Raw genomic sequence first — 24,358 nt, 5'->3', positions numbered from 1 at the left:
ATGGGTGCGCTAGCCTACAGACTCGGGACGTTTGTGCAACAACGCCCAGCAGTGGCCTACCGCCAGTGACGGCTTAGCGCCGCCAGGCAATCCGTGCCGGCATGCCGCTGGTGCTCTGTACGCCCGCACCGGGTGACATTGCGGCCGACCAGGGTGGAAACAGGCGCTGCGTGGTCAGCCAGCTTGGCCCAGTCGCTCCAGCAACAGGCTGCTGGTGGTGGTGTAGAGCGTCTGCAGGGGCTTGCCGTGGTGACGCTCGGCGATGGCATAGCCGGCGGCGATGGCTTCTTGGAAAGCACTGACGATGAGCTTGCGCTTGCCGGGGTAGCTGGCAATGTCTCCAATGGCGTAGATGCCAGTGCGGCTACTTTGCTGCGTGGCGGGATCAACCGCGATCAGCTTGCCATCCAGGGCCAGCCCCCAGTCCTGCAACGCTGCCAATTTCGGCGAAATGCCCTGGTAGAGCAGCAGGATGTCCAGCATCAGTGTCTGCTCGCGGCCTTCTGTGTCGAGAATGCGCAAGGCGCGCAGCGCGCCAGCCTCGCCCCCATCGGACAGCACAAAGCCCTGCAGCTGGCCGACGACGACCTGCACCTGCCCGCTGATACGCAGCTGGGCCAGCTGTTGGAGATCCGCAGCGTCAGCCTTGAAGACGTCGCGGCGATGCAGCAGCACGATGTCGGACGGTCGCTGGTCGGCTGGCAGCGCGGCCAGCTGCAGAACTTTGGCGACGGCGGTTTCATCGCCGCCATGCACCACCACACGCTGACCGGCGAGCAGCACGGCGCGGTCTTGCGTCTGCACAAAAACCTGCCTTCTCTGTGCCAGCAACGCCTCCAGCCCGTCCACTCTGGGCAATCGTGGCACGAAAGCGCCCACGCCGAGTGCCAGCACGATGGCGCGGGCTTGCAAGGCCAGTCCCTGCTGGCTGCGCACAAGCAGGCGGCCATCGGGCAAGTTCTCTATGGCACAGGCCGTGTGGCCCCAGTGCCAGCCGATCGGAAAGGGGGCCAGTTGCTGGTGCAGGCGCTCGGCCAGCGCATGTCCACTGATGGCGGTAAAGCCCGGAATGTCGTAGATCGGCTTGCGCGGATACAGCTCGGCACACTGGCCGCCAGGGTGAGGCAGCGCGTCGAGGGCATGGCAGGAAAGGCCCTGCAGCCCCAGCTGAAAGAGCTGATAAAGGCCGGCAGGGCCTGCGCCGACGACAACCACATCGCAATCGGTCTTTGATGGTGGAGATTCCATGCAGCGCCCGTGTCAGGTTCTCAATACACGCTGCGCGCGCGATGCGCCGCAGTCACACCATTTTCGGCTGCACTGCAGCCCACGCAATCCGCAGGGTTACCGCTCCAGATACTGCAGCTTGTCGGGCTTGCCGTTCCACTCGTCTGCATCCGGCAGCGGCGCCTTGCGTTTGGTGATGGTCTTGTAGTTGTCACTGGCGCACAGCTCGGCGTTGATCTCGATGAAATGCTGCTGATCGGGTGGCACATCCTCTTCGGCAAAGATGGCCTCGGCCGGACATTCCGGTACACAAACGGCGCAGTCGATGCATTCCTCGGGATCGATGATGAGGAAGTTGGGGCCTTCCTTGAAGCAATCGACCGGACACACGTCCACGCAGTCGGTGTACTTGCACTTGATACAGTTTTCAGTGACGACGTGTGTCATGGCGGCCAGGAAAGGGTTTGGGGTTGTTGTGGGTAGACGTGGGGCGGGGAAAACCCGCCATTTTACCGCTGCGGCGATGACGGCGTGCACCGCGCCGACAAAGACCGTCTGGCCGTCGGTGCAGGCATGCGTTGTCTCAGCTAGCCGTCGACCAGCACGGCTGCGGCAGTTTTGTGGCTGGCAGTGTCCACCAGGATGAGTCGGCCCAGCGTCCGGCTGTGTGCGTAGGGCGCAGCAGGGATGGCTTCCTGCAGCACCAGCTCGACGGTACCAATGGCATTGGGCGCGAGGCTACCGGCTTGCTGACGCTGCAAGGTCTGGATGTCGAGCTGGCTGACGATGCGGCGAATCTTGGTCTTGACCCAACGGTGCCCGTGCAAGGCCCAGTACACGCGGCCCACCACCGCCGGTTCGTCATCCATCCATGCGATGGTTGCAGTCAGCTCCCGCTGGGCCGTCCACGCGGCCTGGGAGGCAGGAGCGTCGTCAAAATCATCGAAGTCGGCGTCGCCCGCCTGCGGCGCTTGCGTGGCGGGAAGAGCCAGCAGCCAGTCGCCCCGGGAGATGTCCAGTTCGCGGTCCAGCGCAATGCCAGCGCTCAGGCCGGCCGCCACGCTGGCGGGCTGGCGCACGTGGTTGAGCACCTGCGCGATGGTGGCCTGTTGGCCGCCCGGGAATATGCGCACCTGCTGGCCGGCCATGAGGTTGCCAGTGGCCACGCGGCCCCAGAATACGCGGCGGCTCTTGCTGGTGTCGCTGGAGGCAGGAAACTTTTCCACCCATTGCACGGGAAAGGCCAGTGGCAGCGTGGTTTCGGCGGGCGTGACGGGCAGCGATTCCAGCAGCGGCAGCAATGCCGGGCCCTGGTAGCCTGCGAAGCCGGCGACAGGCTCGACGACGTTGTAGCCCTTGAGGGCAGACATCGGCACGACCGCAGCGGGGCTGAGGCCCTCGGCCTCGGCAAAGCGCAGCAAGGCAGCGCGGATGTTGGCAAAGGCTAGCGCCGCATCGGCCACGGCATCCAGCTTGTTGACGGCAAAGATCAGCGAAGGCACGCGCAGCAGATGCACCAGCAGGCTGTGGCGCTTGGTCTGCGGCAGCAGCTGCAGGTTGGGGTTCTGCCAGTCGAGCTTGGTGGCATCGACCAGCACCACGGCGGCATCGGCGTTGCTGGCCGCCGTTACCATGTTGCGGGTGTACTGCTCATGGCCGGGCGCATCGCCGATGATGAACTTGCGGCTGGCGGTGGCGAAGTAGCGCCAGGCCACATCGATGGTGATGCCCTGCTCGCGCTCGGCGGCCAGGCCGTCGGTGAGCTGCGCCAGATCCACCTCGTCCGTGCCGGTGCCGCCGTGGCGTGTGACGCCAGCGAGCTGGTCCTGCAGCACGCTCTTGCTGTCGACGAGCAGGCGGCCGATCAATGTGGACTTGCCGTCATCGACGCTGCCGCAGGTGATGAAGCGCAGTGCGGCGGTTGCTTGCGTGGTTTGGCTCATGAAGGATCCCTCAAAAATACCCGTCGCGCTTGCGTTTTTCCATCGACGCATCGGACGTCTTGTCGTCCATGCGGGTGGCGCCGCGCTCGCTGATGCTGGCCGTCAGCGTCTCGGCGACGATATCGGCGGCCGTGGCGGCGCTGCTGGCCACGGGGCAGGTGCAGGTGATGTCGCCCACGGTGCGAAAGCGCACCTCGCGCTCCTGAACGGTCTCGCCCTCGCGCGGTGGCGTCAGTTCCGTCACGGGCACCAGCAGACCCTTGCGTTCGACGACCTGACGGCGGTGCGCGTAGTAGAGGCTGGGCAGTTCGATGGCTTCGCGGTCGATGTACTGCCACACGTCGAGCTCGGTCCAGTTGCTGATGGGAAAGACGCGGAAATGTTCGCCCGGCGCCAGCCGGGTGTTGAACAGCGTCCACAGCTCGGGGCGCTGGGCCTTGGGCTGCCACTGGCCGAAGCTGTCGCGGTGGCTGAAGATGCGTTCCTTGGCGCGGGCCTTTTCCTCGTCGCGGCGTGCGCCGCCGATCAGCGCGTCGAAGCGGAATTCCTCGATGGCTTCAAGCAGTGTGACGGATTGGTGCGCGTTGCGGCTCTCGCCAGGGTGCGCCAGACGCACGGTGCCGCGGGCGATGGAGTCTTCGACGCTGCGCACGATCAGCTCGGCGCCCAGTTCGCGGGCACGGCGGTCACGGAATTCGGTCACTTCCGGGAAGTTGTGGCCGGTATCGATCATCAGCAGCGGGTAAGGGATGCGGCCAGCGCCAAAGGCCTTCTCGGCACATTTGAGCATGACCAGCGAGTCCTTGCCGCCGGAAAACAGCAGCGCGGGCCGCTCGAAGCTGGCGGCCACCTCGCGCAGGATGAAGATGGTTTCCTCCTCCAGCGCATCCAGATGGGCGTTGGACAGCTGCTGCAACAAGGGGACCTCGGCAATGGTGTTCATAGGGACAAATCGTTCTGTTCGTGGCGCTCAGGCGGCGCTCTGGTGCGCGAAGTGCGGCTGCGGGTGCACGGCATCGGCCTGGTAGAACCCGGGGAAGCGGTCGAGCTGACGTTGTGCATCACCGGGGTCAACGCCCTCCTTGAGCACGGCAGTGGAGAAGCCGCTGCGCTTCATTTGCAGCAGCTGGTCGATCAGTACGTCGCCGGTAGCACGGATGTCGCCAGCAAAGCTGCGCCGACGCCGCAGCAGGTAGGCCTGGCTGAAGGCGCGTCCGTCGGTGAAGACGGGAAATACCAGATCGATGCGCGTAACGCCCTCCAGCGGGACGTCGAGCACATCGGCATCGTTGGGCAACACGAGAATGTGCTTGTCGCCTTCGGCGGCAGGCTCGTGCTGGTCGTGGGTGAGGATCTGAAACTGCATGGCGGGTAGCGGTTCGGAGAAAAGGCGGGGCAGGCGAGGTTGCAGCGTTCAGACCGTCTCGGCCACGGGCTGCGGGTGGCGTGCTGCCGCGCCGGCCTGCTTGAACGGGTCGAGACCCACGCGCCGCACCGTATCAATGAAGCGTTCGCCAGGCGTGCGCAGGTCGCGGTAGGTGGTCAGCAGCGCTTCGATCACGTCCGGCACCTCGGCCGCAGAGAACGACGGACCGATCACCTTGCCGGGCTGCGGCGGACCGGAAAGGTCCGAGCCGTCGGAGCCGCCGACGGTGATCTGGTACCACTCCTTGCCGTCCTTGTCGACGCCAAGGATGCCGATGTGCCCGCTGTGATGGTGGCCGCAGGAATTGATGCAGCCGCTGATGTGCAGGTCGATGTCGCCGATGTCGTCGAGCTCGTCCAGATCCTGGTAGCGCTCGGTGATGACTGCGGCAATCGGTAGCGAGCGCGCATTGGCCAGCGCGCACAGGTCGCCGCCGGGGCAGGCGATCATGTCGGTGAGCAGGTCGACATTGGTGCTGGCCAGCCCCAGCTCGCGGGCCTTGTGCCACAGCGCCTGCAGTTGCGAGGCGTGCACCCACGGCAGCACCACGTTCTGGTCGTGTGTGACGCGTGCCTCGCCAGCGGAGAACTGCTCGACCAGCTCGGCCAGTGCAAACAGCTGATCGGCCGAGGCATCACCCGGTGCCTGGCCGACGCGCTTGAATGACAGTGTCACGGCGCGCAGCGCCGGGTTACGGTGCGGATGCACGTTGCGCTGCAGCCAGCGTGCGAACCGGGGCTCGGCAGCGGCCTGCTCCGTCAGCAGGCGGGAGGCTTCTTCACCGGTCAGCGGCGGATAGTGGCTGATGTCGGGATCGACGAAGCAGGCCTTTACGCGTTCGAGCTCCGCATCGGGCACGGTATGCGGGCCGCCGTCGATTTCAACGATCTGGCGGTATTCGCGCTCCACATCGTCGATGTACTGCTGGCCCTCGGACTTAACCAGAATCTTGATGCGGGCCTTGTACTTGTTGTCGCGCCGGCCGTGCTCGTTGTAGACACGCACGATGGCCTCGATGTAGTTCATGATCTGGTTCCAGGGCAGGAACTCGCGAATCAATGTGCCAATCATCGGCGTGCGGCCCATGCCGCCGCCGACATAGACCTTGAAGCCGATTTCACCCGCCTCGTTCTTGACCAGGTGCAGGCCCACATCGTGCCAGCCGGTGGCGGCACGGTCTTCCCGCGCACCGCTGATGGCGATCTTGAACTTGCGAGGCAGGAAGGAGAACTCCGGATGCAGCGTGGTCCACTGGCGCAGGATTTCGGCGTAGGGCCGGGGATCGACGATTTCATCGACGGCCACGCCTGCCAAAGCATCGGTGGTGGTGTTGCGGATGCAGTTGCCGCTGGTCTGGATGCCATGCATGTTCACGCTGGCAAGCAGGTCCATCACGTCAGCGGCGCGCGACAGCGGAATCCAGTTGAACTGCACGTTGGTGCGCGTGGTGAAGTGCGCGTAGTGCGTGGGCAGGTAGCGTGTGCCCAGCGCGCCTTGCGTTTTCAGGGCCTGCTGGTAGACCTCGGCCTCGGGGTCGTCGTATTCCTGTGCAATGCGGCCTAACACACGCAGTTGCGCGGCAGAAATCTCGCCGTAGGGGACGGCCACGCGCAGCATGGGTGCGTAGCGCTGCACGTACCAGCCGTTCTGCAGCCGTAGCGGCAGAAACTCCGCATCGCTGAGTTTGCCGGCCTGCCAGCGCTCCAGCTGGTCACGAAACTGCTCGGCGCGCTTGCGCACGAATGCTTTGTCGAATTCGGTGTATTGGTACATCGGGTGTGGGCGATCCGCTTTTCTGTTCGCTTCCGCGCTGCCGGGCGCTGCGGCCGGCAGTACGGAGCCAAGGGCGCAACTGTACCAAGAGCTTCTTCTACTTCAAAAGAATGAATTTTCTGATATGTATATAAGTCTGGGTATATAAGAACGTCGCCACAGGCATTCCATGCGCCATGGGGGCTATCGGGGCAAACCCTGCAACACGACGATTGCTCATGACACTTTCAGCAGGCTGCAGCCATCTTGCGATGGCCCCGGTACCCTTGGCGGCGGTCACGCAGCATGGGGGAAGATCGCAAATTGCCACCTAGCGTCGCCAGAACGACGGCATCAGCACCACCATCATGGAGAGAATTTCCAGCCGCCCCAGCAGCATGGCGACCGTGCAGACGGTGAGCTGAAAGTCGTTCAGCACCGCGTAGCTCGACGCTGGCCCGACCACTCCCAGCCCCGGACCCATGCAGTTGAGGCTGGCGAGCACGGCTGAGAACGCCGTCACCAGGTCCAGGCCGCTGAGCACCAGCAGCAGGCTCAGCAGCACCAGCGCCGCCACATAGAACAGCACGAAGGCCAGCACCGAGAAGATGACGTGGTTGTCGATCACGGTTTGTCCCAGCCGCACCGGATTGATGACGCGCGGGTGCGCCAGCCGCACCAGCTCGCGGCGCGCCTGTTGCAGCAGGATCAGCAGGCGCAGCATCTTGATGCCCCCGCCAGTGGAGCCGGCACTGGCCGTCATGCACGACAGCAGCAGCATCAGCAGCGGTGCGAATACCGGCCAGGCCAGGTAATCCGTGGTGGCAAAACCCGTGGTGGAGGCAATGGAGATGGTGTTGAACATGCCAAAGCGCAGTGCATGGGGCAGGTCGTAGACGTCCATGATCCACAGGTAAACGCTCACCAGCAGTCCACCCAGCAGCATCGTGGTCAAGGTGGCGCGCATCTCCACGTCTGCCCAGATGCGGCGCAGGTCGTGCTTGCGCATGGCCACGAAGTACAGCGCAAAGTTGCAGCTGGCTACCAGCATGAAGACCATCGCGATGGTTTCGAGCAGCGGCGAGTCGAACTGCCCGAAGCTGGCATCGTACGCCGAAAGGCCACCAAGGCTGACCGTGGCGAACATGTGCATCAACGCGTCAAGCGCACCCATGCCACCAGCCCAGAACGCCAGGAAACACGCCACCGACATGCTCAGATACACGGCCCACAGCCCCTTGGCTGTCTGGGTGATGCGGGGGGTGAGCTTGGTGTCCTTGATCGGACCCGCCACTTCGGCGCGAAAGGCCTGTCCACCGCCAACGCCGAGCATGGGCAGGATGGCGACGGCCAGAATCAGAATGCCCATGCCGCCGAGCCACTGCATGAAGGTGCGCCACAGATTCAGCGATGCCGGCATGTGGTCCAGCCCGCTGAGCACAGTGGCGCCTGTCGTGGTCAGGCCGGAAACGGCCTCGAAATAGGCACCCAGAAAGCTCAGCGGATAGTCCAGCTGCGCGGCCACCAGCAGAATCGGCAGGCAGGCATACAGCGGCAGCAACACCCATACGGCACATACCAGCAGCAGGCCATGACGAGGCTGCAGCTCCTGCCGGTGCGCGCGCAGCCGCCAGAACAGCGCTGCGCCCATGGCCACGCCAACCAGCAGTGAGGTCAGATAGCTCGGCCAGAGACCATCGCCCGTCACTACGGCGGTGAGCAGCGGCGCGGCCAGCGACAGGGCAAACAGCACCAGCAGGCCGGAGAACACGCGCAGGACCGGGGGCAGATCACGCATCAGAAGAAGGTGGGTTTGACGCTGAAGACACGCTCGATTTCGCGCACCAGCCGCTTGTGGGGCAGGAAGAAGACGATGTGGTCGCCTGCCTCGATGACGGTGTCACGGCTCGGAAAGAGAATCTGTGGTTCGGCGGCGGCCTCGCTGGCGCCATTGGCGGCCGCGGCGCTGTCGTCCTCGCCGGTCAGCGGCTTGCGCGCGGGTTCGGCATCAGCGTCTGTGGCCGGGGGCGTGTCCCCTTCCAGGCCGCGCACGATCAGGCCCATGTGGACATCGCGCGGCAGCCGCAGTTCACCAACCTTGCGGCCCACCACCGCGGAGGTCTTGTGGTCGCCGCGCACGACGATCTCCAGCGCCTCGGCCACGCCGCGGCGCAGGCTGTGCACGGCCTGTACGTCACCGTGGCGCACAAAGGTCATCAGCTCGCCGAGCATAGCCTGCGCGGGCGTGAGGGCGATGTCGATCTGCGTGCCGTGCATCAGATCGGCATAGGCGCGGTGGTTGATGAGCGCGAGCACGCGCTTGGCACCCATGCGCTTGGCCAACAGGCAGGCCATGATGTTGGTCTCGTCATCCTCCGACAGCGCCAGCAGCAGGTCGATTTCCTCAATGCTTTCCTGCTCCAGGAAGTCCTCATCCGTGCCTTCGGCCTGCAGCAGCAGCACATCCGCAGGCAGGTTGTCCGAGAGCTGATTGGCGCGCTCGCGGCTGCTTTCGACGAGCTTGATGTGGTAGTAGCCCTTGCGCTGCTCGACCAGCAGCTGCGCCAGGCGCAGTGCAACAATGCCGCCGTTGATGACCATCACCCGGCGCACCGTGGCAGCGGGTGCCTCGATCGGGCGGGTCAGCAGCGGTAGCACCTCGCTGGCGTGCTCGCGAGTGGTGAGCACGAACACCTCGTCATCGGGCTCGATGCGCGTATCGCCGCTGGCGGACACGAAGCGGTCGGGCTGGTCGGCAAAGCGTCGATAGATGGCCACGATGCGCAGCGGCAGATCGGGCATCAGGGTACGGATTTCCGCAATGGTGCGGCTGGTCATGGGCGCAGCCGCGCGCGCACGCGCTACGGTGAGCACGGCGCGACCGCCTGCGAACTCGCGCACCTGCATGGCCTGTGGGTACTCGACCAGCTTGGCGAGATAGCGCGTGAGCGAGTCCTCCGGGCGCAGGCAGCGGTCCACCGCAAAACCTTCCGGGCTGAGCAGGCGGCTGCCCTCGGTCCAGGCGCTGGAGCGAACCCTGGCAATGCGCACGGGGATGCGAAATACCAAGTGCGCAATCTTGCAGCAAGCCAGATTGGTCTCATCGCGCGCCGCGCAGGCAATCAGCAAGTCCGTGTCGTCGGCACCGGCTTCTGCCAGCACGGCCGGATCGGTGCCGTCGCCGGCCACGCCGCGCAGGTCATAGCGTGCCTCCAATTCCTGCAGGCGGCGGCGATCCGTGTCGATGACGGTGATGTCATTGCGTTCGAGCACCAAGCTGTCGGCCACCGCCTGGCCGATGCGCCCGGCACCGAGAATGATGATCTTCATGAGCGCTCCTGCTGGCGTATTGCACCCCGCGCAGCGGTCAATGCGAACGGTGCAAGGCAGATGGCGTGCATGTCAGAGCGGGGAGGTGCCGGTGCCTTGCAGCTGCCGTTGCAGCTGCTGGAGCACCTGTTCGCGCTCCTGCGGCGACATCTGGTTGAATTCTGCGGGCGTCACACCCAGCTCCCGCAATTGCTGTTCCAGCGTGCTCTGCAGTGCATGCATCCACATGGCGCTGCCAGCCAGCACTACCCCCAGCATCGTGAAGGCGATCGTGGCCTTGCGGCGACCTATGCCGTGGACCTCCACGCTGGCGATGATCAACAGCAGCATGGTCCACACCACATTCACGAGGAGGCCAACATAGGGAACAAAGGCCAGCACTGCGGTGATCGGACTGATCGCCAGCGTTGCGGCAGTGATGCGAAATGCCACGCCATAGCCCTGCCGCGAACCCAGCAGCTTCCACAGCAGGAAAAATATGCCTGCCACGATGAATACCGCGCCGATCACCAGTCCCGGCACCAGCAGCAGGCTGATGAGCGAAAAGGGCAGGTCGCTGAGCAGCGCATCCAGCACCATCGCAATCAGGCCGGAGACCAGACCGATGACGGCGGAGAAATACATCGGCTCGACCAGCGGCCCCGAGCGTGGCATGGTGCGAAAGTACTCCGAGGGCCGCACGATGACGTACAGCGCCAGCTGGAGCACGCGTTTGAGACTGAAGGAAAAGGCAGGCTGCATGGAGGTCTCAGGTTGTGGAGGCACTGCGGTCCGTGTAGGCCAGCTCGCCCGCTACCAGTGTCGCATGGACGCGGCCCTGCACGGGCCAATCGGCAAAGGGGGTGAATTTGCCCTGGCTGAGCAGCGCACTTTCCTTGATCTGCCACTCTCTGCGCGGATCGTACAGGCACAGGTCGGCCATACCGCCGTGCGCGATGCGTCCGACGCTGGCTTGCAGTGTACCCAGTGCGGCGCCCATGACGTCGGCTGCGCCGCAGGTGATGCGTGTCAGCGCCTCGCCGATGGACAGGTGCTGGGTGTCGGCCCACTTGAGCAGCAGCGGCAGCAGCAGCTCAAGGCCGCTGGCGCCGGGTTCGGCCTCGGCAAACGGCACTTCCTTGGCATCGTGCTCCACGGGGGTGTGGTCGGAGACCACCGCGTCGATGGTGCCGTCGGCCACGGCAGCGCTGAGGGCCTCGCGGTCGCGGGCCTGACGCAGCGGTGGCAGAAGGCGCGCGCGGCTGTCGAAATAGCCGATGTCCATGTCCGTGAGCAGCAGGGAGTTGATGCTGACGTCGCAGGTGACCGGCAGTCCCTCGGACTTGGCCTGGCGCACCAGTTCCACCCCCTGGGCGCTGCTGATGCGGCACAAGTGGACGTGGCATGGATTGGCGCGCAGCAACTCGAAGATGGTGTGCAGCGCAATGGTCTCGGCGGCCACCGGCACGCCCGCCAGCCCCATGCGTTGTGCCAGCGCGCCGCTGGCGGCCACGCCGTTGCCCAGGGCCGGATCGACCGGGCGCAGCCACACCGAATAGCCGAAAGTGCCGGCGTACTGCAGCGTGCGTTGCAGCACCTGGTTGCTTTTGAGCGGCGCCTCCGCCTGGCTGAAGCCCACGCAGCCGGCGTGTGTCAGATGCGACATCTCGGTCAGCACTTCGCCGGCCAGTCCCCTTGTGAGTGCGCCCAAGGGGAACAGCCGGGCCTGGCGCTGGTTGGCCGCGCGCAGGCGCAGCATCTCCACCAGGCCGGGCTCGTCGAGCACCGGATCGGTGTCGGGCGGGCACACCAGACTGGTGACCCCACCTGCGACGGCCGCGCGCATTTCGCTCTCGAGCATGCCGGCGTGCTCATAGCCAGGTTCGCGCAGCCGCGCGCACAGGTCGACGATGCCCGGCAACACCCACAGGCCGGTGGCGTCGATGGTGTGCGCGGGCTCGAAGTCGGCGGGCACTGCGCCGATGCCGACGATGCGGCCGCTGGCGATGGCGATGTCGCCGATCTGGTCAAGGCCGCTGGCTGGATCGATGATGCGGCCGCCTTGGATGAGGGTAGTCATGCAAAGACTCTCGGTTGGAAGGGGCGGACTCAGGCCTCGTTGCCGGCGACGATGGACATCACGGCCATGCGCACGGCAATGCCGAAGGTGACCTGCGAGAGGATGACGCTGTGCGGACCGTCGGCGACGTCCGAGTCAATCTCCACGCCACGGTTGATTGGGCCCGGATGCATCACGATGGCATCGGGCTTGGCCAGCTGCAGCTTCTGCGGCGTCAGACCGAAGTTCTGGAAATACTCCTGGCTCGATGGCAGCAGCGCGCCACTCATACGCTCGTTTTGCAGCCGCAGCATGATGATCACGTCCGCGTCGCGGATGCCTTCTTCCAGGTTGTGCACGACCCGCGCACCAAGGGCCGAGAACGACTCGGGCACCAGTGTCTGCGGACCCACCACGCGCAGGTCGGGGCAGCCCAGCGTGGTCAGGGCGTGGATGTCCGAGCGCGCCACGCGCGAATGCAGCACGTCGCCGACGATGGCCACCGAAAGATTGGTGAAGTCCTTCTTGTAGTGGCGAATGGTGTACATGTCCAGCAGGCCCTGCGTGGGATGGGCATGGCGGCCGTCGCCGGCGTTGACCACGTGCACATGCGGCGCGACGTGCTGGGCGATCAGATAGGGCGCGCCCGACTCGCTGTGGCGCACGACGAAGATGTCGGCGGCCATGGCCGAGAGGTTGGCAACCGTATCCAGCAGCGTTTCGCCCTTGGCGGTGGAGGAGCGGCCGATGTCCAGCGTGAAGACGTCGGCCGAGAGCCGCTTGGCGGCGATGTCAAAGGTGGTGCGCGTGCGGGTGCTGTTCTCGAAGAACAGGTTGAACACGCTCTTGCCACGCAGCAGCGGCACCTTCTTGACCTCGCGGTCGCTGACCGAGACGAAGTTGCTGGCCGTATCGAGGATGTGCGTGAGGATCTCGCGCGAGAGGCCTTCGGTGGAGAGCAGGTGGATGAGCTCGCCGTTCTTGTTGAGTTGGGGGTTCTGGCGTGCCAGCATGGTGCCTCCTTCAAGCGCTTTCGATGGCGAAATGCAGGCTGCCGTCCTGCTGGCGCGCCAATGCCAGTTTCTGGTGGGCAGGCAAGGTCAGGCGTGCGGCAGCGTAGTCGGCCTGAATGGGCAACTCACGTCCGCCGCGGTCAACCAGCACTGCCAGCCGCACGCGCGCCGGGCGCCCATAGTCGAAAAGCTCGTTGATGACGGCGCGGATGGTGCGGCCAGTGTAGAGCACGTCGTCCAGCACCAGGATGTCGGCGCCGTCCACGTCGAACGCCAGCTTAGTCTGGGCACTGGCGGCCAGGCCGCGCTGGGCATAGTCGTCACGGTGCAGCGCCGACGAGAGCGTGTTGACCGGTTGTTCCAGCCCCAGGTCGGCAATCAGCCGCTCGACCAGCCAGACGCCGCCGGAGGTCACCCCAGCCAGCTGCGTGCCGGACTCCAGCATGCGCGCAATGTGCTGGCGCAGCTCGCCATACAGACTCTCGGCATCAAGGGCCAGCAGGCCTGCCGATACGGGTTCACTCATTCAAGACTCCTCAGAAACTGCGCCAGGATGATAGCCGCAGAGCGCGCATCCACATCGTGCGCGCCGGCTCCGGTCGCCAGCGCTTCGGTGGTGGAGTAGCGCTCGTCCACTTCGATCACCGGCAGGCCGAAACGGCCCGCCAGGCTGCGGCCGAACTTGCGGGCACGCAGCGTGTTTTCATGTTCCGCCCCATCGGGGTGAAAGGGCACGCCAACGATCAACGCATCGGGCTGCCATTCGTCGATGAAACGCTTGGCCAGCGGAAACTGGGCCTTGCCCTGCGCCTGGATGACGCCAACCGGATTGGCGCTGCCAAGCAGGCGCGTGCCGATTGCCACGCCGGTGCGCTTTTCGCCATAGTCAAACGCCAGAAAGGTTTGCCAGTGTGGCTGGATCGTTGGCAACGCGGTGGCCTCAGGCATGGCCTGCTGCACTTGCGATGCGCAACGGGTCAACGCCCAGCAGCGCGAAGGCGCGGGCGTAGCGCTCCTGCGGCGGCAGGGTGAACAGCAGTTCGCTGTCGCCTTCCACCGTCAGCCAGGCGTTGGCGGCCAGCTCGTTCTCTAGCTGACCTTCGTCCCACGAGGCGCAACCCAGTGCCATCAGTGCATGGCGTGGCCCGGTGCCGCGGCTGAGTGCATCCATCACATCGCGCGAGGAGGTCATGGCCAGCCCGTCGCGGATCGGCAGCGTGGAGGCATAGACCTCGTCATCCGGGGAATTGGCGGTGTCATGCAGCACAAAGCCGCGATCCTGATGCAGTGGCCCGCCGATGAGCACCGGCAGCTGCGCCAGTTCCTCATGCGGCAAGGCCAGCTCCATGCGGGAGAAAAGATGCCCGATGTTGATGTCGGTGGTTTTGTTGACGATCAGGCCAAGTGCACCCTTGTCGTTGTGCTCGCACACGTAGACCACGCTGCCGGCGAACATGTCATCGTCCAGTCCGGGCATGGCGATCAGCAAATGACCGGTCAGGTTGCTGGCGGAAATGGCGTGCTTGGGCATGCCGCAATTTTAGAGCTTGTTCACGGTTGCTTCATGCATCGTGCGGCTACGGCCTGCGCCGCAGTGTGCTGCAATAAATCGCCACATCGGTATCCATTTTCGATACTTTGCACACGCTGCATGGCTTCAATGCCTGGCGCGACTACGATGGCGCATATCGCAAACAGCTCTTCCTATACAGAAATGACAGTGGATGCAATGACACCGGTTCCCGAGGCGGCGCTGGCGCCCGCAGGCGGTAACCCGCAGACACAGCAGCGGCCCTGGCTGAGCAGCTATCCGCCAGGGGTGCCGACCGATATTGACACGCACGCCTATTCGTCGCTGGCGGATCTGGTAGAGGATGCGTTTGCGCGCTTTGGTCCGCGCACCGCATTCAGCTTCCTGGGCAAGGATTTCAGCTATGCAACGCTGGACCGCTTCAGCGGGCGCCTGGCCGCGTACCTGCAGTCGCTGGGCTTGCAGAAGGGCGATCGCGTGGCCGTGATGCTGCCCAACATCATTCAGTATCCGGTCACGGCGGCAGCCGTGATGCGTGCCGGGCTGGTGCTGGTCAACGTCAATCCGCTCTACACCGAGCGGGAGCTGCGACACCAGCTGTGTGACAGTGGTGCCAGGGCCATCGTCGTGCTTGAGCATTGCACGGGCTTACTGCAGCAGTGCCTGTCAGACACGGCTGTGGAGCATGTCATTGTGGCAAGCGTTGGCGATTTGCTGGGGCCTCTCAAGGGCAGCCTCGTGAACTGGGTGGCACGCCGGCGCCAGAAGCGCGGCAAGGCCAGCCCGGCCGTGCGGCTGCCACAGGCAGTCTCCTTTAACGAGGCGTTGCGTCAGGGCTTCAGGCTGCCACTGTGCACGCCGCCACTGGCGCATGACAACCTGGCCCTGCTGCAGTACACCGGGGGCACCACTGGCGTCAGCAAGGGCGCGATGCTCACGCATGGCAATGTGCTGGCCAACGCCCTGCAGTCGGAAGCCTGGAACCTGCCGGCCGTGCGCACCATTGCCGCGGGCGAGCAGGTCACCAGTGTGTGCGCCTTGCCGCTCTACCACATCTTCGGCTTCACCGTTGGCATGATGATGTCCATGCGCAACGGCGGCAAGGCCGTGCTGATTGCCGATCCCCGTGATCTCGATGCGATGCTCAAGGAACTGCGCCGCCACCGCATTCATATCTTCCCGGCAGTCAATACCCTCTTCAATGCGCTGCTGCACCATCCCCGGTTCGACTCCGTGGACTGGCGCCACCTGCGCATCTCAGGTGGTGGCGGCATGGCAGTGCAGAAGGTGGTGGCCGAGCAGTGGCTGGCGCGTACCGGCTGTCCGATCTGCGAGGGCTACGGCCTGTCGGAAGCCAGTCCGTCGGTGGCCTGCAACCGCGTCGATTCCAAGGCCTTTACCGGCACCATTGGCCTGCCGCTTCCGGGCACGTGGCTTAAGTGCGTGGATGATGCGGGTGATGAGGTGCCACTGGGACAGCCAGGGGAGCTGGCCGTAAAAGGCCCGCAGGTCATGGCAGGTTACTGGCAGCGGCCCGAGGAGACCGCTGCGGCGATGACACCCGATGGCTACTTCCGTACCGGCGACATCGCGGTCATGGATCGGCACGGATACTTCCGTATCGTCGACCGCAAGAAGGACATGGTACTGGTCAGCGGCTTCAACGTGTATCCCAACGAGGTGGAAGACGTCATCGCGCAGATGCCGGGCGTGCGGGAATGTGCGGTGGTGGGCGTGCCCGATGCGCAGACCGGTGAGGCCATCAAGCTGGTGATCGTGAAAAAGGACGAGGCGCTCGATGAAGCTGCCGTGCGTGCCTATGCGGCGCAGCATCTAACCGGCTACAAGCGCCCAAGGCTGATCGAGTTTCGCAGCGAGCTGCCCAAGAACACGGTGGGCAAGATACTGCGCAGGCAGTTGCGCTGATTGCCACTGCACCGCGTGGCACTGGGGAGAGCCACGGTTATGAAAAAGGCCCGCACGGCGTTTCGTCATGCGGGCCTTCTGCGCAGGGGGAAACCCCTCATGCACGTTTAGCGATATTCGCGATCCAGATGGTTGTCGCCCTGTTTGGGCAGGAAGAATGCGTAGACCACCAGTGATACTGCCATCATGATGGTGGCGTAGGTTACAAACGTCGTGACGTGGTCAGACTTGAGCGCCGCCTGGTAGAACAGCGGTGCAGTGCCGCCGAACGCGGAGTTGGCCAGCGCATAGCCCAGGCCCACGCCGAGCGCGCGCACATGGCTCGGAAACAGTTCGGCCTTGACCACCGCGTTGATCGAGGTGTAGCCGGTCAGGATGACAAAGCCAATGGCAAGAATCAAGAAGGCGTAACGCCAGTCCTGCTGCTGGGGCAGGTACTGCACGAAATACCAGGTGTAGAGCACCCCGCCAATGCCAAAGAACACCAGCAACGCCTTGCGGCCAACGATGTCCGACAGCCAGCCGCCGACTGGCTGCAGAATCATCAGCAGAAAGAGTGCGGCCAGGTTGATGAGCGTGCCGGCCATGACGTCGCCGCCGGCAAAGGCGCTTTGCACCATCTTGGGGCCTGTGACCGAGTAGGTATAGAACGCAATGGTGCCGCCAGCCGTGACAAGAAAGCAGAGCAACAGGGGGCGCCACTGGTTGACGAACAGCTCGCGCAGCGAGCCCGTGGACTTCGCTTTGCCGGCGCGGACGTTCGCAAGCGTCTCCTCGTTGAGCGACTCATCCATGCTGCGGCGCAGCCAGAACACCACGATGGCGCCGATGCCGCCAAGCCCGAAGGCTACGCGCCAGCCCCACTCGGAGATGGCCGGCCTGTCGAAGAAATGCAGCATCAGCAGCAATACCAGCTGTGCCAGCACGTGGCCACCGACCAGCGTGACGTAGTGGAAGGAGGAGAGAAAGCCGCGCCGGCCCGGCATTGCTGCCTCTGACATGTAGGTGGCGCTGGTGCCATATTCGCCACCGGTTGCAAAGCCCTGGATCAAACGCGCAGCCAGAAGGATCACGGCTGCGGCGCCACCGATCGCCGCCTGCGTCGGCGTGATGGCAATGACGAACGAGCACAGCGCCATCATGGTGACTGAGACCGTCAGAGAGAGCCTGCGTCCGTGCCGGTCGGCAAAGCGCCCGAAGTACCAGGCGCCCAGCGGCCGCATCAGAAAGGTCATCGCAAAGATGGCCCAGATGTAGATCGTGGCGTTCTTGTCGCCCGGCGCAAAGAATTGGGATTCGAAGTAAATCGCGAAGACGGAGTAGACGTAGACGTCGTACCACTCGACCAGGTTGCCAGCCGAACCCTTGAGCGTGTTGGAGACGGAGCGACGCAGGCTGCGCTGCGCGGGGGCCGCCATCGTGGATGAGGACATATGTGCGTTACCTTAAAGACATCCCGCGTGGTACGGGAGAAACCCTGCAGTTTAGGGTAAGCACTTATGTTCGCAGCCACGTGGAGACTGGGGATTACCCTAGGTTTCTTGCGAGAAACTGCCGTCAAAAGGCCTTTATGCCGCGCTGCGGGCGCACCCGCCTGCGCCCGGGTGTGCCTTGGGGATGGGTCAGACGCCTTGCTTTAGCGCCGCCTCGATGAACGGGTCGAGATCGCCGTCGAGTACCTTTTGGGTGTTGGAGATCTCCACATTGGTGCGCAAGTCCTTGATGCGGCTGTTGTCCAGCACATAGCTGCGGATCTGGTGGCCCCAGCCGACGTCGGTCTTGGTGTCCTCCAGCGCTTGCTGGCTCTCCTGACGCTTGCGCATCTCGTAATCGTACAGTTTGGAGCGCAGGCGTTGCCAGGCCACCTCGCGGTTGCTGTGCTGGCTGCGCCCGTCCTGGCACTGCACGACGATGCCGGTCGGAATGTGCGTCAGCCGCACGGCCGAGTCGGTCTTGTTGATGTGCTGACCGCCTGCACCGCTGGCGCGGTAGGTGTCGGTGCGCACGTCTGCGGGATTGATGTGGATTTCAATGGAGTCGTCGATCTCCGGGTAGACGAACAGCGAGGCAAAGCTGGTGTGGCGCCCGCCAGAGGAGTCGAACGGACTCTTGCGCACCAGCCGGTGCACGCCGGTCTCGGTGCGCAGCAGGCCGTAGGCGTATTCACCTTCTACCTTGATCGTCGCGCTCTTGATACCGGCAACGTCGCCAGGCGTTTCGTCCTCAATGGTGGCCTTGAACCCCTTGCGTTCAGCGTACTTCAGATATTGGCGCAGCAGCATGGCGGCCCAGTCGTTGGCCTCGGTGCCTCCGGCGCCTGCCTGGATGTCAATGAAGCAGTTGAGCGGGTCTGCTTCCTGGTTGAACATCCTGCGAAACTCCAGCTGCTCCACCTCTGGGCGCAACTGCTCGACCAGGTTCTCGATGGCTTCCAGGCTGTCATCGTCACCCTCGGCCTTGGCCATTTCAAACAGCTCGCTGTTGTCGGCCAGCTCCTGCGTGAGGCGCTCCAGCGTGAGCACGACGCCGTCCAGCAGCTTCTTTTCCTTGCCCAGCTCCTGGGCCTTCTTGGGATCGTTCCAGACCGAGGGATCCTCAAGGCTGGCGTTGACGGTTCTCAGACGTTCGAACTTGGCATCGAAGTCAAAGATACCTCCGTAGGTCTTGCGTGCGCTGACGCAGGTCCGCGAGACTGGCTTCGATCTGGTTGAGGCGTTCTGCTTCCATGGAATTCTCTCTTGTGTATAACGGAACATCGCCGCAGCTTGGCTTGCCGCGGCGATGGAAAAGTGTTGCAAAAATGTTACACCGCCAAGCGAAGGCGTGCGTTTAGCCGACTATTTTCGCATGCGGACCTTGCGGCCCGCAAATGGTGGAGCCGTCGCTAGTCAAAGCGCAAGGTTTGCACGCCATGGGGGGCGCCCAGCAGGCAGACGCTGGCGCGGTGGTGGGCAAAGATGCCGACCGTCACGACGCCCGGCCAGGCGGAGACTTCGTCTTCCAGCGCCAGCGGCGCGGTGATGCGCAGGCCGCGCACGTCGACGATGTGTTGGCCGTTGTCGGTGACCAGTGGGTGGCCCTGCGGATTCAGCCGGACGCTGGCCTGCCCGCCAAGACGGGCAAAGCGGCGAATGATGTTGGCGCTCGCCATCGGGATGACCTCGACCGGCAAGGGAAAGGTGCCCAGCACTTGTACGCGCTTGCTGGCATCGGCAATGCAGAGGAACTTCGCGGCCAGATCGGCGACGATCTTCTCGCGCGTCAGCGCAGCACCACCGCCCTTGATCATGCAGCCCTGGCCGTCGATCTCATCAGCGCCGTCGATGTACCACTCCAGCGCCTGCACCTGATCGGCCGGCAGTACGGCAATGCCGGCTGCCTGCAGCCGGGCGGTCGTGGCGTCCGAGCTGGAGACGGCGCCGCGCAGGCGGATGCCGGATGCCGCCAGCGCATCAATGAACTTGTTGACGGTGGAGCCGGTACCCACGCCGAGTATGGTGTCCGGGCGGACATAGGCGAGGGCGGCCTGGGCGACCTGGGCCTTGAGGGCGTCTTGCGAGAGGGGAGGCTGCATGGGGATGGCGGTGCGATGGCGGCAAAGGCCGCATTATCGCAAGGCATGGGCCGCAGTGGCCCATGTGCCAAGGCCCATGCCTTGCGTAGCGGCGAGATAAAGATGCGCAATGCCTGCTCTTACGTGGGGGCATTGCCTTTACACTTGCCGCCATGGATTTGTACCCGCTGATTCGTCCTTTTCTGTTCGCCATGGATGCGGAGACGGCGCACGACCTTACGCTGGACTGGGTGCGCAAGACGCAGCATTCCCGATGGCTCAAGCGCCTGTATGCGCAAAAGCGCGTCGATGATCCGGTACAGGTCGCCGGCTTGCAGTTTCCCAACCGCGTGGGGTTGGCTGCCGGACTGGACAAGAATGCGCGTTGCATCGACGGGCTGGCCGCCATGGGGTTTGGTTTCATCGAAGTGGGCACGGTCACGCCGTTTGCGCAAAGTGGCAACTCCAAGCCGCGCATGTTTCGCGTGCGCGAGGCTGCCGCCGTCATCAACCGCATGGGGTTCAACAACCTCGGACTGGATGCATTCCTGAAGAACGTGCGCAAGTCGCGCGTGCGCACCGATCCGGGGCATCCGCTGCACGGCATGCGCCTGGGGCTGAACATCGGCAAGAACGCCGCCACGCCGATCGAGCGCGCCGCCGATGATTACGTGGCGTGTCTGCAGGCGGTCTACCCGCATGCGGACTACATCACCGTCAACATCAGCTCGCCCAATACCAAGAATCTGCGTGACCTGCAGTCCAACGCATCGCTGGATGCGCTGCTGCAGCAGCTGCGTGATGCCCGTGAGGCGCTCAAGCAGACGCAGCCGCACAAGCCGATGTTTCTGAAGATCGCGCCGGACCTGTCGGCCGAGCAGGTCAGCGTCATCGCCGAAGTGCTGCAGCGTCATGGCATGGACGGTGTGATTGCCACCAATACGACGGTCAACCATGAGGAGGTGGGGCGTTTTCGAGATGGTGACGAGGTCGGCGGTGTCAGCGGCGCGCCGGTGCGCCGCGCCAGTACCGAGGTGGTACGGCGACTGCGCGAGGTGCTGGGGCCGGACTTTCCCATCATCGGCGTGGGTGGCATCATGGATGCCGAGGATGCCATCGAGAAGATCGATGCTGGCGCGGACCTGGTGCAGATCTACACTGGCCTGATCTACCGCGGCCCGGCGCTGGTGCCGCAAGTTGCGCAGGCCATCAAGGCGCATCTCGCGGAGCAGGCTCCGGCAGAGAAGGTGCAGTAGTTCCGAGCAGCGACGCGACGTTGTACGGCAGTGCGGCCGCAGTGGAGGCACTGCCGCCGCACGCGCCCAGCATGCGTGCCACGTAGCGCGCAATGACGTCGATTTCCAGGTTCACCAGACTGCCCACGCGCAGCAGCCGCAGCGTGGTGTTGGCGACCGTGTGCGCGATCAGGTTGATGCTGAACTCGCAGCCCTCGGCGGTGTCGTTCACGCTGTTGACCGTGAGACTGACGCCCTGCACCGTGATCGAGCCCTTGTAGGCCAGATAGGGAGCCAGCGCCGGTGGCGCGACGATGCGCAACTCGTGGCTTTCGCCCACCTGGGCGAAACGGCTCACGCGCCCCAGCCCATCGACATGGCCTGAGACGATGTGGCCGCCCAGGCGGTCGGCCGCGCGCAGGGCCTTTTCGAGATTGACCTCGCCGGGCTGGTCCAGCCCCGCTGTCAGGCGCAGCGACTCCGCAGAGATCTCGATGGTGAAGTGCTGGCCGTCGGCAGCCAGGTCTGTGACGGTCATGCAGGCACCATTGAGGGCAATGCTGTCGCCCAGCACCACATCGTCCAGGTAGCCGGGCGGCGTCTGGATCGTCAGGCGCTTGCCGTGCTGGGCGTCTGGGCCAAGTGGCTCGGCAGTGCGGATATGACCGATGGCCGTGATGATGCCGGTGAACATGGGGACGCTTCCTTTCCGAAATCAATGCAAGCATGTAAGAACTGCGCCGCCATCATAGGCTGGCTGGCGCGCGTTGGTGTGGAACAATGTCGGCAGAGATGGCGCTGGCACCCGCTTGGATCCTGTCCATGATCTTCTCATGCAGGGTACGCGCTGCCAGCTCCATGCCGTATATGCAAGGACCGCAGTCGGATGCGCGGTATCTGGACGCGCGCAGAGGGAAGGACAGCAAGGTGGCCAAAAGTGTCAGGATTGCGGCAGCCATTGCGCTGCTTGTCGCGGCGTATGGCGTGGCGACCTGGACCATCGGGCGTGCCGTCGAGCAGCGTCTGCGCGATGGTCATGCCCAGTTCTCGGCGCTGACTGGCATTGACGCGCAGCTGGTGGAATACCGCCGGGGCCTGCGGGGAGCTGCGGCGCGCACGGCGCTTGCCTTGCCAGGCGTGGCAGAGCCCGTGATGGTGGTGCATCACGTCGCGCATGGTCCATGGCTCGGCGGGCGTGCATTTGGGCTGGCGCGCATCGACAGTCAATCGACGCCTGGCGATGCGGCGCTGGCAGCCGGTGCCTTGCCGCACTATGCATTGCGTACCCACGTTGGCCTGCGCGGGGACACGCACCTGACGCTGACGGGCCAGCCATGGTCTGCAACCGATGCGCTGGGCCGAACCGTGGCGGTGCAGCCCCTGCACGCGCAGGGGCAGATCGGCGCGTCGGCACAGCACGTGACAGGCACGCTGGAATGGGAAGGTTTGCTGTGGCGTGACGGAGCAGGCGGGACTGTGCAATGGCGCGGCCTGCGTGGTCAGGCGCAGTTCGACCGCATCGCCGGTCGCCGGCATCTTTACGCGGGGCAGGCCCAGCTGGATGTGATGCACTGGGACATGGGCTGGCCCGCGGCACCGCACGCCGATGAGGATGCAACCCGGCTGCAGCTGCGCGAGGCCTCGTTCACGCTGGAGTCCATCTTGGAGGGGGAATGGTTGCAATGGCAGATGCAGGCGAGTGCTGCTTTCGCGCAGTATGGCGCAGAGGAATTCGGCCCCGTGCAGACCCGGGCGCAACTGCACCAGCTGCACGCTGCCACGTTCGATGCACTGTTGGCAAGGCTCGTTCCCATGTTGCAGGTCGGGAATGGTGTGGCGGTGATGCAGCAGTTGCCACTGGCAGAGCAGACGGCGCTGCGCGAGCAGGCGGCGGCACTGTTTGGTCATGGCCTGACGCTGGTACTGGGGCCGCTTCAGGCGCGTGTCGCGGACGGGCAAATCCAGGCCGAGGCACAGCTGGCTGCGCCTACGCTGACGGCACTTGATCTGCAGTTTTTGCCGATGAGCCTGGTGTCCCGGCTCGACGCGCGTATGCAGCTGCAGCTGCCGCAGGCGCTGGCGACGCGGTGGCTGGGTACGGACGGCGTAGCCAATCTGGTGGCGCAGCATCTGGCAGAGCAGGTTGGTGCCGACCTGCGTGCCGACTGGGTCGTGCGCGATGCCCAGTTACGCATCAATGGCAGGCCGGTGCATCCGGCGCTGCCTGGACAGCTGCTGGACTGATGCGCAGCTGGCGCTGCAGGTCTGCCGAGGCGGGAATTACTGGCGTTGCATGACCAGTTGCGGATCGATGCGTACGTCGAACCAGTTCATACCCCAGTGCAGGTGCGGTCCGGTGGAGCGGCCGGTCGAGCCGACGGCGGCGATGGTCTGGCCTTGTTCAACCCGGTCGCCGACCTTCACGTCGATGCGCGAGAGGTGCAGGAAGTTCGAGCTGATGCCAAAGCCATGATCGATCAGCAAGGTACCTCCGGTGAGAAAGAGGTCATCGTTGGCGAACGTGACAATGCCTGCCGCCGGAGCGCGCACGGGCGTTCCCTGCGGCGCTGCAATATCGAGCCCGGAGTGCGGGGTGCCGGGCACGCCGTCGTAGACGCGTGCGCGACCAAAGCGGCCGCTGATGCGCCCCTCGACAGGCCAAATGAATTTCTGCGCGAAGTCCGCCCGGTCATCATTGCGCTGGCGCGCCGCTGCCACGGCGGCCTGCTCGCGCCGGATGCGCTCGGCGTTCGCGGCGGAGGGCCGTGTCGTCTGCGGCGGTACCCCTTTGACGTGCTGCAGTGGCCAGTCACGTGGCGTCACACGCACGCTGGCCGAGACATTGCGTCCATCCGGCGTGCGCACTTCGACGAGGGCGGGGCCCTGTTCGTTGCGCCCGACTCCGAACACGACCGTGCCATAGTCCGTCACGCGCAGGGTGCGGCCACGGTATTGCACGTGGCTGCCAGGGGGCACCCGACCTAGAACCATGGCTCCCTGCTGGACGGCGGCTGGAAACGTAACGGCAACCGTCGCGGGGGCCACCGCACCTTCCCGTGCGGAGGCGGAGTGGGTCATCAACACGCAGGCGCTGGCGGCCAGCAGTGCGCTGACGGCCAGCCGCCGCGTGCCATGTGCTTTGCGGATGCCATTGTGAGCGCTGCGGCGGCCGTTCATGGGTGTCGTCATGGGTCTATTCAATCCGGTTCGTAAACAGGGTCTTTATCCCTTTCATCGTCCTCGGCGCGAGCGGTGCCCCGGGGGTCAAAGGCGCGTAAGCTTTCGCTCCAGGCTGCCATCAAGCCTGCTGCCAGCACCAGGCGCGGGTTGCCGCAGCGTGCGACGATGATAGGAGATCGCTCAAACCGCAACGACCTGGAAAGG

The 24,358-nt window shown here is 64.7% G+C and carries 22 protein-coding genes; 3 read left to right on the top strand and 19 right to left on the bottom strand.

Annotated features, from left to right (window positions below; translation table 11 throughout):
* Window positions 1-174 precede the first annotated feature (174 nt).
* The 14 genes from AAV94_RS09370 to AAV94_RS09305 all read right to left on the bottom strand — a co-directional run bounded on the left by AAV94_RS09370 (window position 175) and on the right by AAV94_RS09305 (window position 14,260).
* Window positions 175-1,248, bottom strand: coding sequence for an NAD(P)/FAD-dependent oxidoreductase (locus tag AAV94_RS09370; RefSeq protein WP_046742034.1), 1,074 nt, complete (start codon window positions 1,246-1,248; stop codon window positions 175-177).
* 96 nt (window positions 1,249-1,344) lie between these two features.
* Entirely contained in the window at window positions 1,345-1,674 is a 330-nt protein-coding gene (gene fdxA, locus AAV94_RS09365; protein WP_046742033.1) for a ferredoxin FdxA, read from the bottom strand.
* Between the two features lie 140 nt (window positions 1,675-1,814).
* A complete protein-coding gene (locus tag AAV94_RS09360; protein WP_046742032.1) occupies window positions 1,815-3,170 on the bottom strand; it encodes a sulfate adenylyltransferase subunit 1 in 1,356 nt (451 codons plus the stop codon).
* Window positions 3,171-3,180: 10 nt separating this feature from the next.
* Window positions 3,181-4,113: a sulfate adenylyltransferase subunit CysD gene (gene cysD, locus AAV94_RS09355; protein WP_046742031.1), complete on the bottom strand. Its 933-nt coding sequence runs from the start codon at window positions 4,111-4,113 to the stop codon at window positions 3,181-3,183.
* 27 nt (window positions 4,114-4,140) lie between these two features.
* Window positions 4,141-4,536, bottom strand: a complete 396-nt coding sequence (locus tag AAV94_RS09350; protein ID WP_046742030.1) for a DUF934 domain-containing protein — start codon at window positions 4,534-4,536, stop codon at window positions 4,141-4,143.
* Window positions 4,537-4,584: 48 nt separating this feature from the next.
* A complete protein-coding gene (locus AAV94_RS09345; protein WP_046742029.1) occupies window positions 4,585-6,369 on the bottom strand; it encodes a nitrite/sulfite reductase in 1,785 nt (594 codons plus the stop codon).
* Between the two features lie 310 nt (window positions 6,370-6,679).
* Window positions 6,680-8,146, bottom strand: a complete 1,467-nt coding sequence (locus AAV94_RS09340) for a TrkH family potassium uptake protein (protein WP_046742028.1) — start codon at window positions 8,144-8,146, stop codon at window positions 6,680-6,682.
* A complete protein-coding gene (gene trkA, locus AAV94_RS09335; RefSeq protein WP_046742027.1) occupies window positions 8,146-9,678 on the bottom strand; it encodes a Trk system potassium transporter TrkA in 1,533 nt (510 codons plus the stop codon). The genes AAV94_RS09340 and trkA overlap by 1 nt, the downstream gene beginning before the upstream one ends.
* 72 nt (window positions 9,679-9,750) lie before the next feature.
* Window positions 9,751-10,419, bottom strand: coding sequence for a YIP1 family protein (locus AAV94_RS09330; RefSeq protein WP_046742026.1), 669 nt, complete (start codon window positions 10,417-10,419; stop codon window positions 9,751-9,753).
* Window positions 10,420-10,426: 7 nt separating this feature from the next.
* A complete protein-coding gene (locus AAV94_RS09325; RefSeq protein ID WP_046742025.1) occupies window positions 10,427-11,737 on the bottom strand; it encodes a dihydroorotase in 1,311 nt (436 codons plus the stop codon).
* Between the two features lie 29 nt (window positions 11,738-11,766).
* Window positions 11,767-12,729 (bottom strand): aspartate carbamoyltransferase catalytic subunit, encoded by a 963-nt coding sequence (locus AAV94_RS09320; RefSeq protein WP_046742024.1) that lies wholly within the window; start codon window positions 12,727-12,729, stop codon window positions 11,767-11,769.
* Between the two features lie 10 nt (window positions 12,730-12,739).
* Window positions 12,740-13,255, bottom strand: coding sequence for a bifunctional pyr operon transcriptional regulator/uracil phosphoribosyltransferase PyrR (pyrR, locus tag AAV94_RS09315; RefSeq protein ID WP_046742023.1), 516 nt, complete (start codon window positions 13,253-13,255; stop codon window positions 12,740-12,742).
* Window positions 13,252-13,677 carry a Holliday junction resolvase RuvX gene (gene ruvX / locus AAV94_RS09310; RefSeq protein WP_046742081.1) on the bottom strand — a complete coding sequence of 142 codons (426 nt, stop codon included), beginning with the start codon at window positions 13,675-13,677 and terminating at the stop codon, window positions 13,252-13,254. Before ruvX ends, pyrR begins: the two co-directional genes overlap by 4 nt.
* Window positions 13,670-14,260, bottom strand: coding sequence for a YqgE/AlgH family protein (locus AAV94_RS09305; protein ID WP_046742022.1), 591 nt, complete (start codon window positions 14,258-14,260; stop codon window positions 13,670-13,672). The genes ruvX and AAV94_RS09305 overlap by 8 nt, the downstream gene beginning before the upstream one ends.
* Before the next feature lie 198 nt (window positions 14,261-14,458).
* On the opposite strand from AAV94_RS09305, the gene AAV94_RS09300 reads away from it, so the two are divergent.
* Window positions 14,459-16,186 (top strand): AMP-binding protein, encoded by a 1,728-nt coding sequence (locus AAV94_RS09300; protein ID WP_046742080.1) that lies wholly within the window; start codon window positions 14,459-14,461, stop codon window positions 16,184-16,186.
* A gap of 107 nt (window positions 16,187-16,293) precedes the next feature.
* Here the strand turns inward: AAV94_RS09300 and AAV94_RS09295 are convergent, their stop codons facing one another.
* From AAV94_RS09295 to rpiA, 3 genes are all read right to left on the bottom strand, one after another.
* On the bottom strand, window positions 16,294-17,619 hold the full coding sequence (locus tag AAV94_RS09295; protein ID WP_046742021.1) for an MFS transporter: 1,326 nt from the start codon (window positions 17,617-17,619) through the stop codon (window positions 16,294-16,296).
* Between the two features lie 189 nt (window positions 17,620-17,808).
* Window positions 17,809-18,913 (bottom strand): peptide chain release factor 2 gene (gene prfB / locus AAV94_RS09285; RefSeq protein WP_156454393.1). Its coding sequence is split into 2 segments (ribosomal slippage): window positions 17,809-18,831 and window positions 18,833-18,913, totalling 1,104 coding nucleotides; the frame shifts between segments, so codons are not numbered across the junction.
* Window positions 18,914-19,070: 157 nt separating this feature from the next.
* A complete protein-coding gene (gene rpiA / locus AAV94_RS09280; RefSeq protein WP_046742020.1) occupies window positions 19,071-19,760 on the bottom strand; it encodes a ribose-5-phosphate isomerase RpiA in 690 nt (229 codons plus the stop codon).
* 152 nt (window positions 19,761-19,912) lie between these two features.
* On the opposite strand from rpiA, the gene AAV94_RS09275 reads away from it, so the two are divergent.
* A complete protein-coding gene (locus AAV94_RS09275) occupies window positions 19,913-20,995 on the top strand; it encodes a quinone-dependent dihydroorotate dehydrogenase (RefSeq protein WP_046742019.1) in 1,083 nt (360 codons plus the stop codon).
* Here AAV94_RS09275 and AAV94_RS09270 read toward each other — a convergent pair.
* The gene (locus tag AAV94_RS09270; protein ID WP_084824849.1) at window positions 20,949-21,668 is read right to left on the bottom strand and encodes a riboflavin synthase; all 720 of its coding nucleotides are present in this window, start codon (window positions 21,666-21,668) and stop codon (window positions 20,949-20,951) included. The two genes, AAV94_RS09275 and AAV94_RS09270, sit on opposite strands and share 47 nt — an antisense overlap.
* 233 nt (window positions 21,669-21,901) lie before the next feature.
* On the opposite strand from AAV94_RS09270, the gene AAV94_RS09265 reads away from it, so the two are divergent.
* Entirely contained in the window at window positions 21,902-23,218 is a 1,317-nt protein-coding gene (locus AAV94_RS09265; RefSeq protein ID WP_197408045.1) for a DUF945 family protein, read from the top strand.
* A gap of 36 nt (window positions 23,219-23,254) precedes the next feature.
* On the opposite strand, the gene AAV94_RS09260 is transcribed toward AAV94_RS09265, so the two are convergent.
* Complete coding sequence (locus AAV94_RS09260) at window positions 23,255-24,163, bottom strand: M23 family metallopeptidase (RefSeq protein ID WP_197408044.1); 909 nt, start codon at window positions 24,161-24,163, stop codon at window positions 23,255-23,257.
* Window positions 24,164-24,358 lie beyond the last annotated feature (195 nt).

Source organism: Lampropedia cohaerens (assembly GCF_001005215.1).
In the GTDB taxonomy this organism is placed as follows: Bacteria; Pseudomonadota; Gammaproteobacteria; order Burkholderiales; family Burkholderiaceae_C; genus Lampropedia; species Lampropedia cohaerens.
This window is presented reverse-complemented; position numbering and strand designations above follow the sequence as displayed.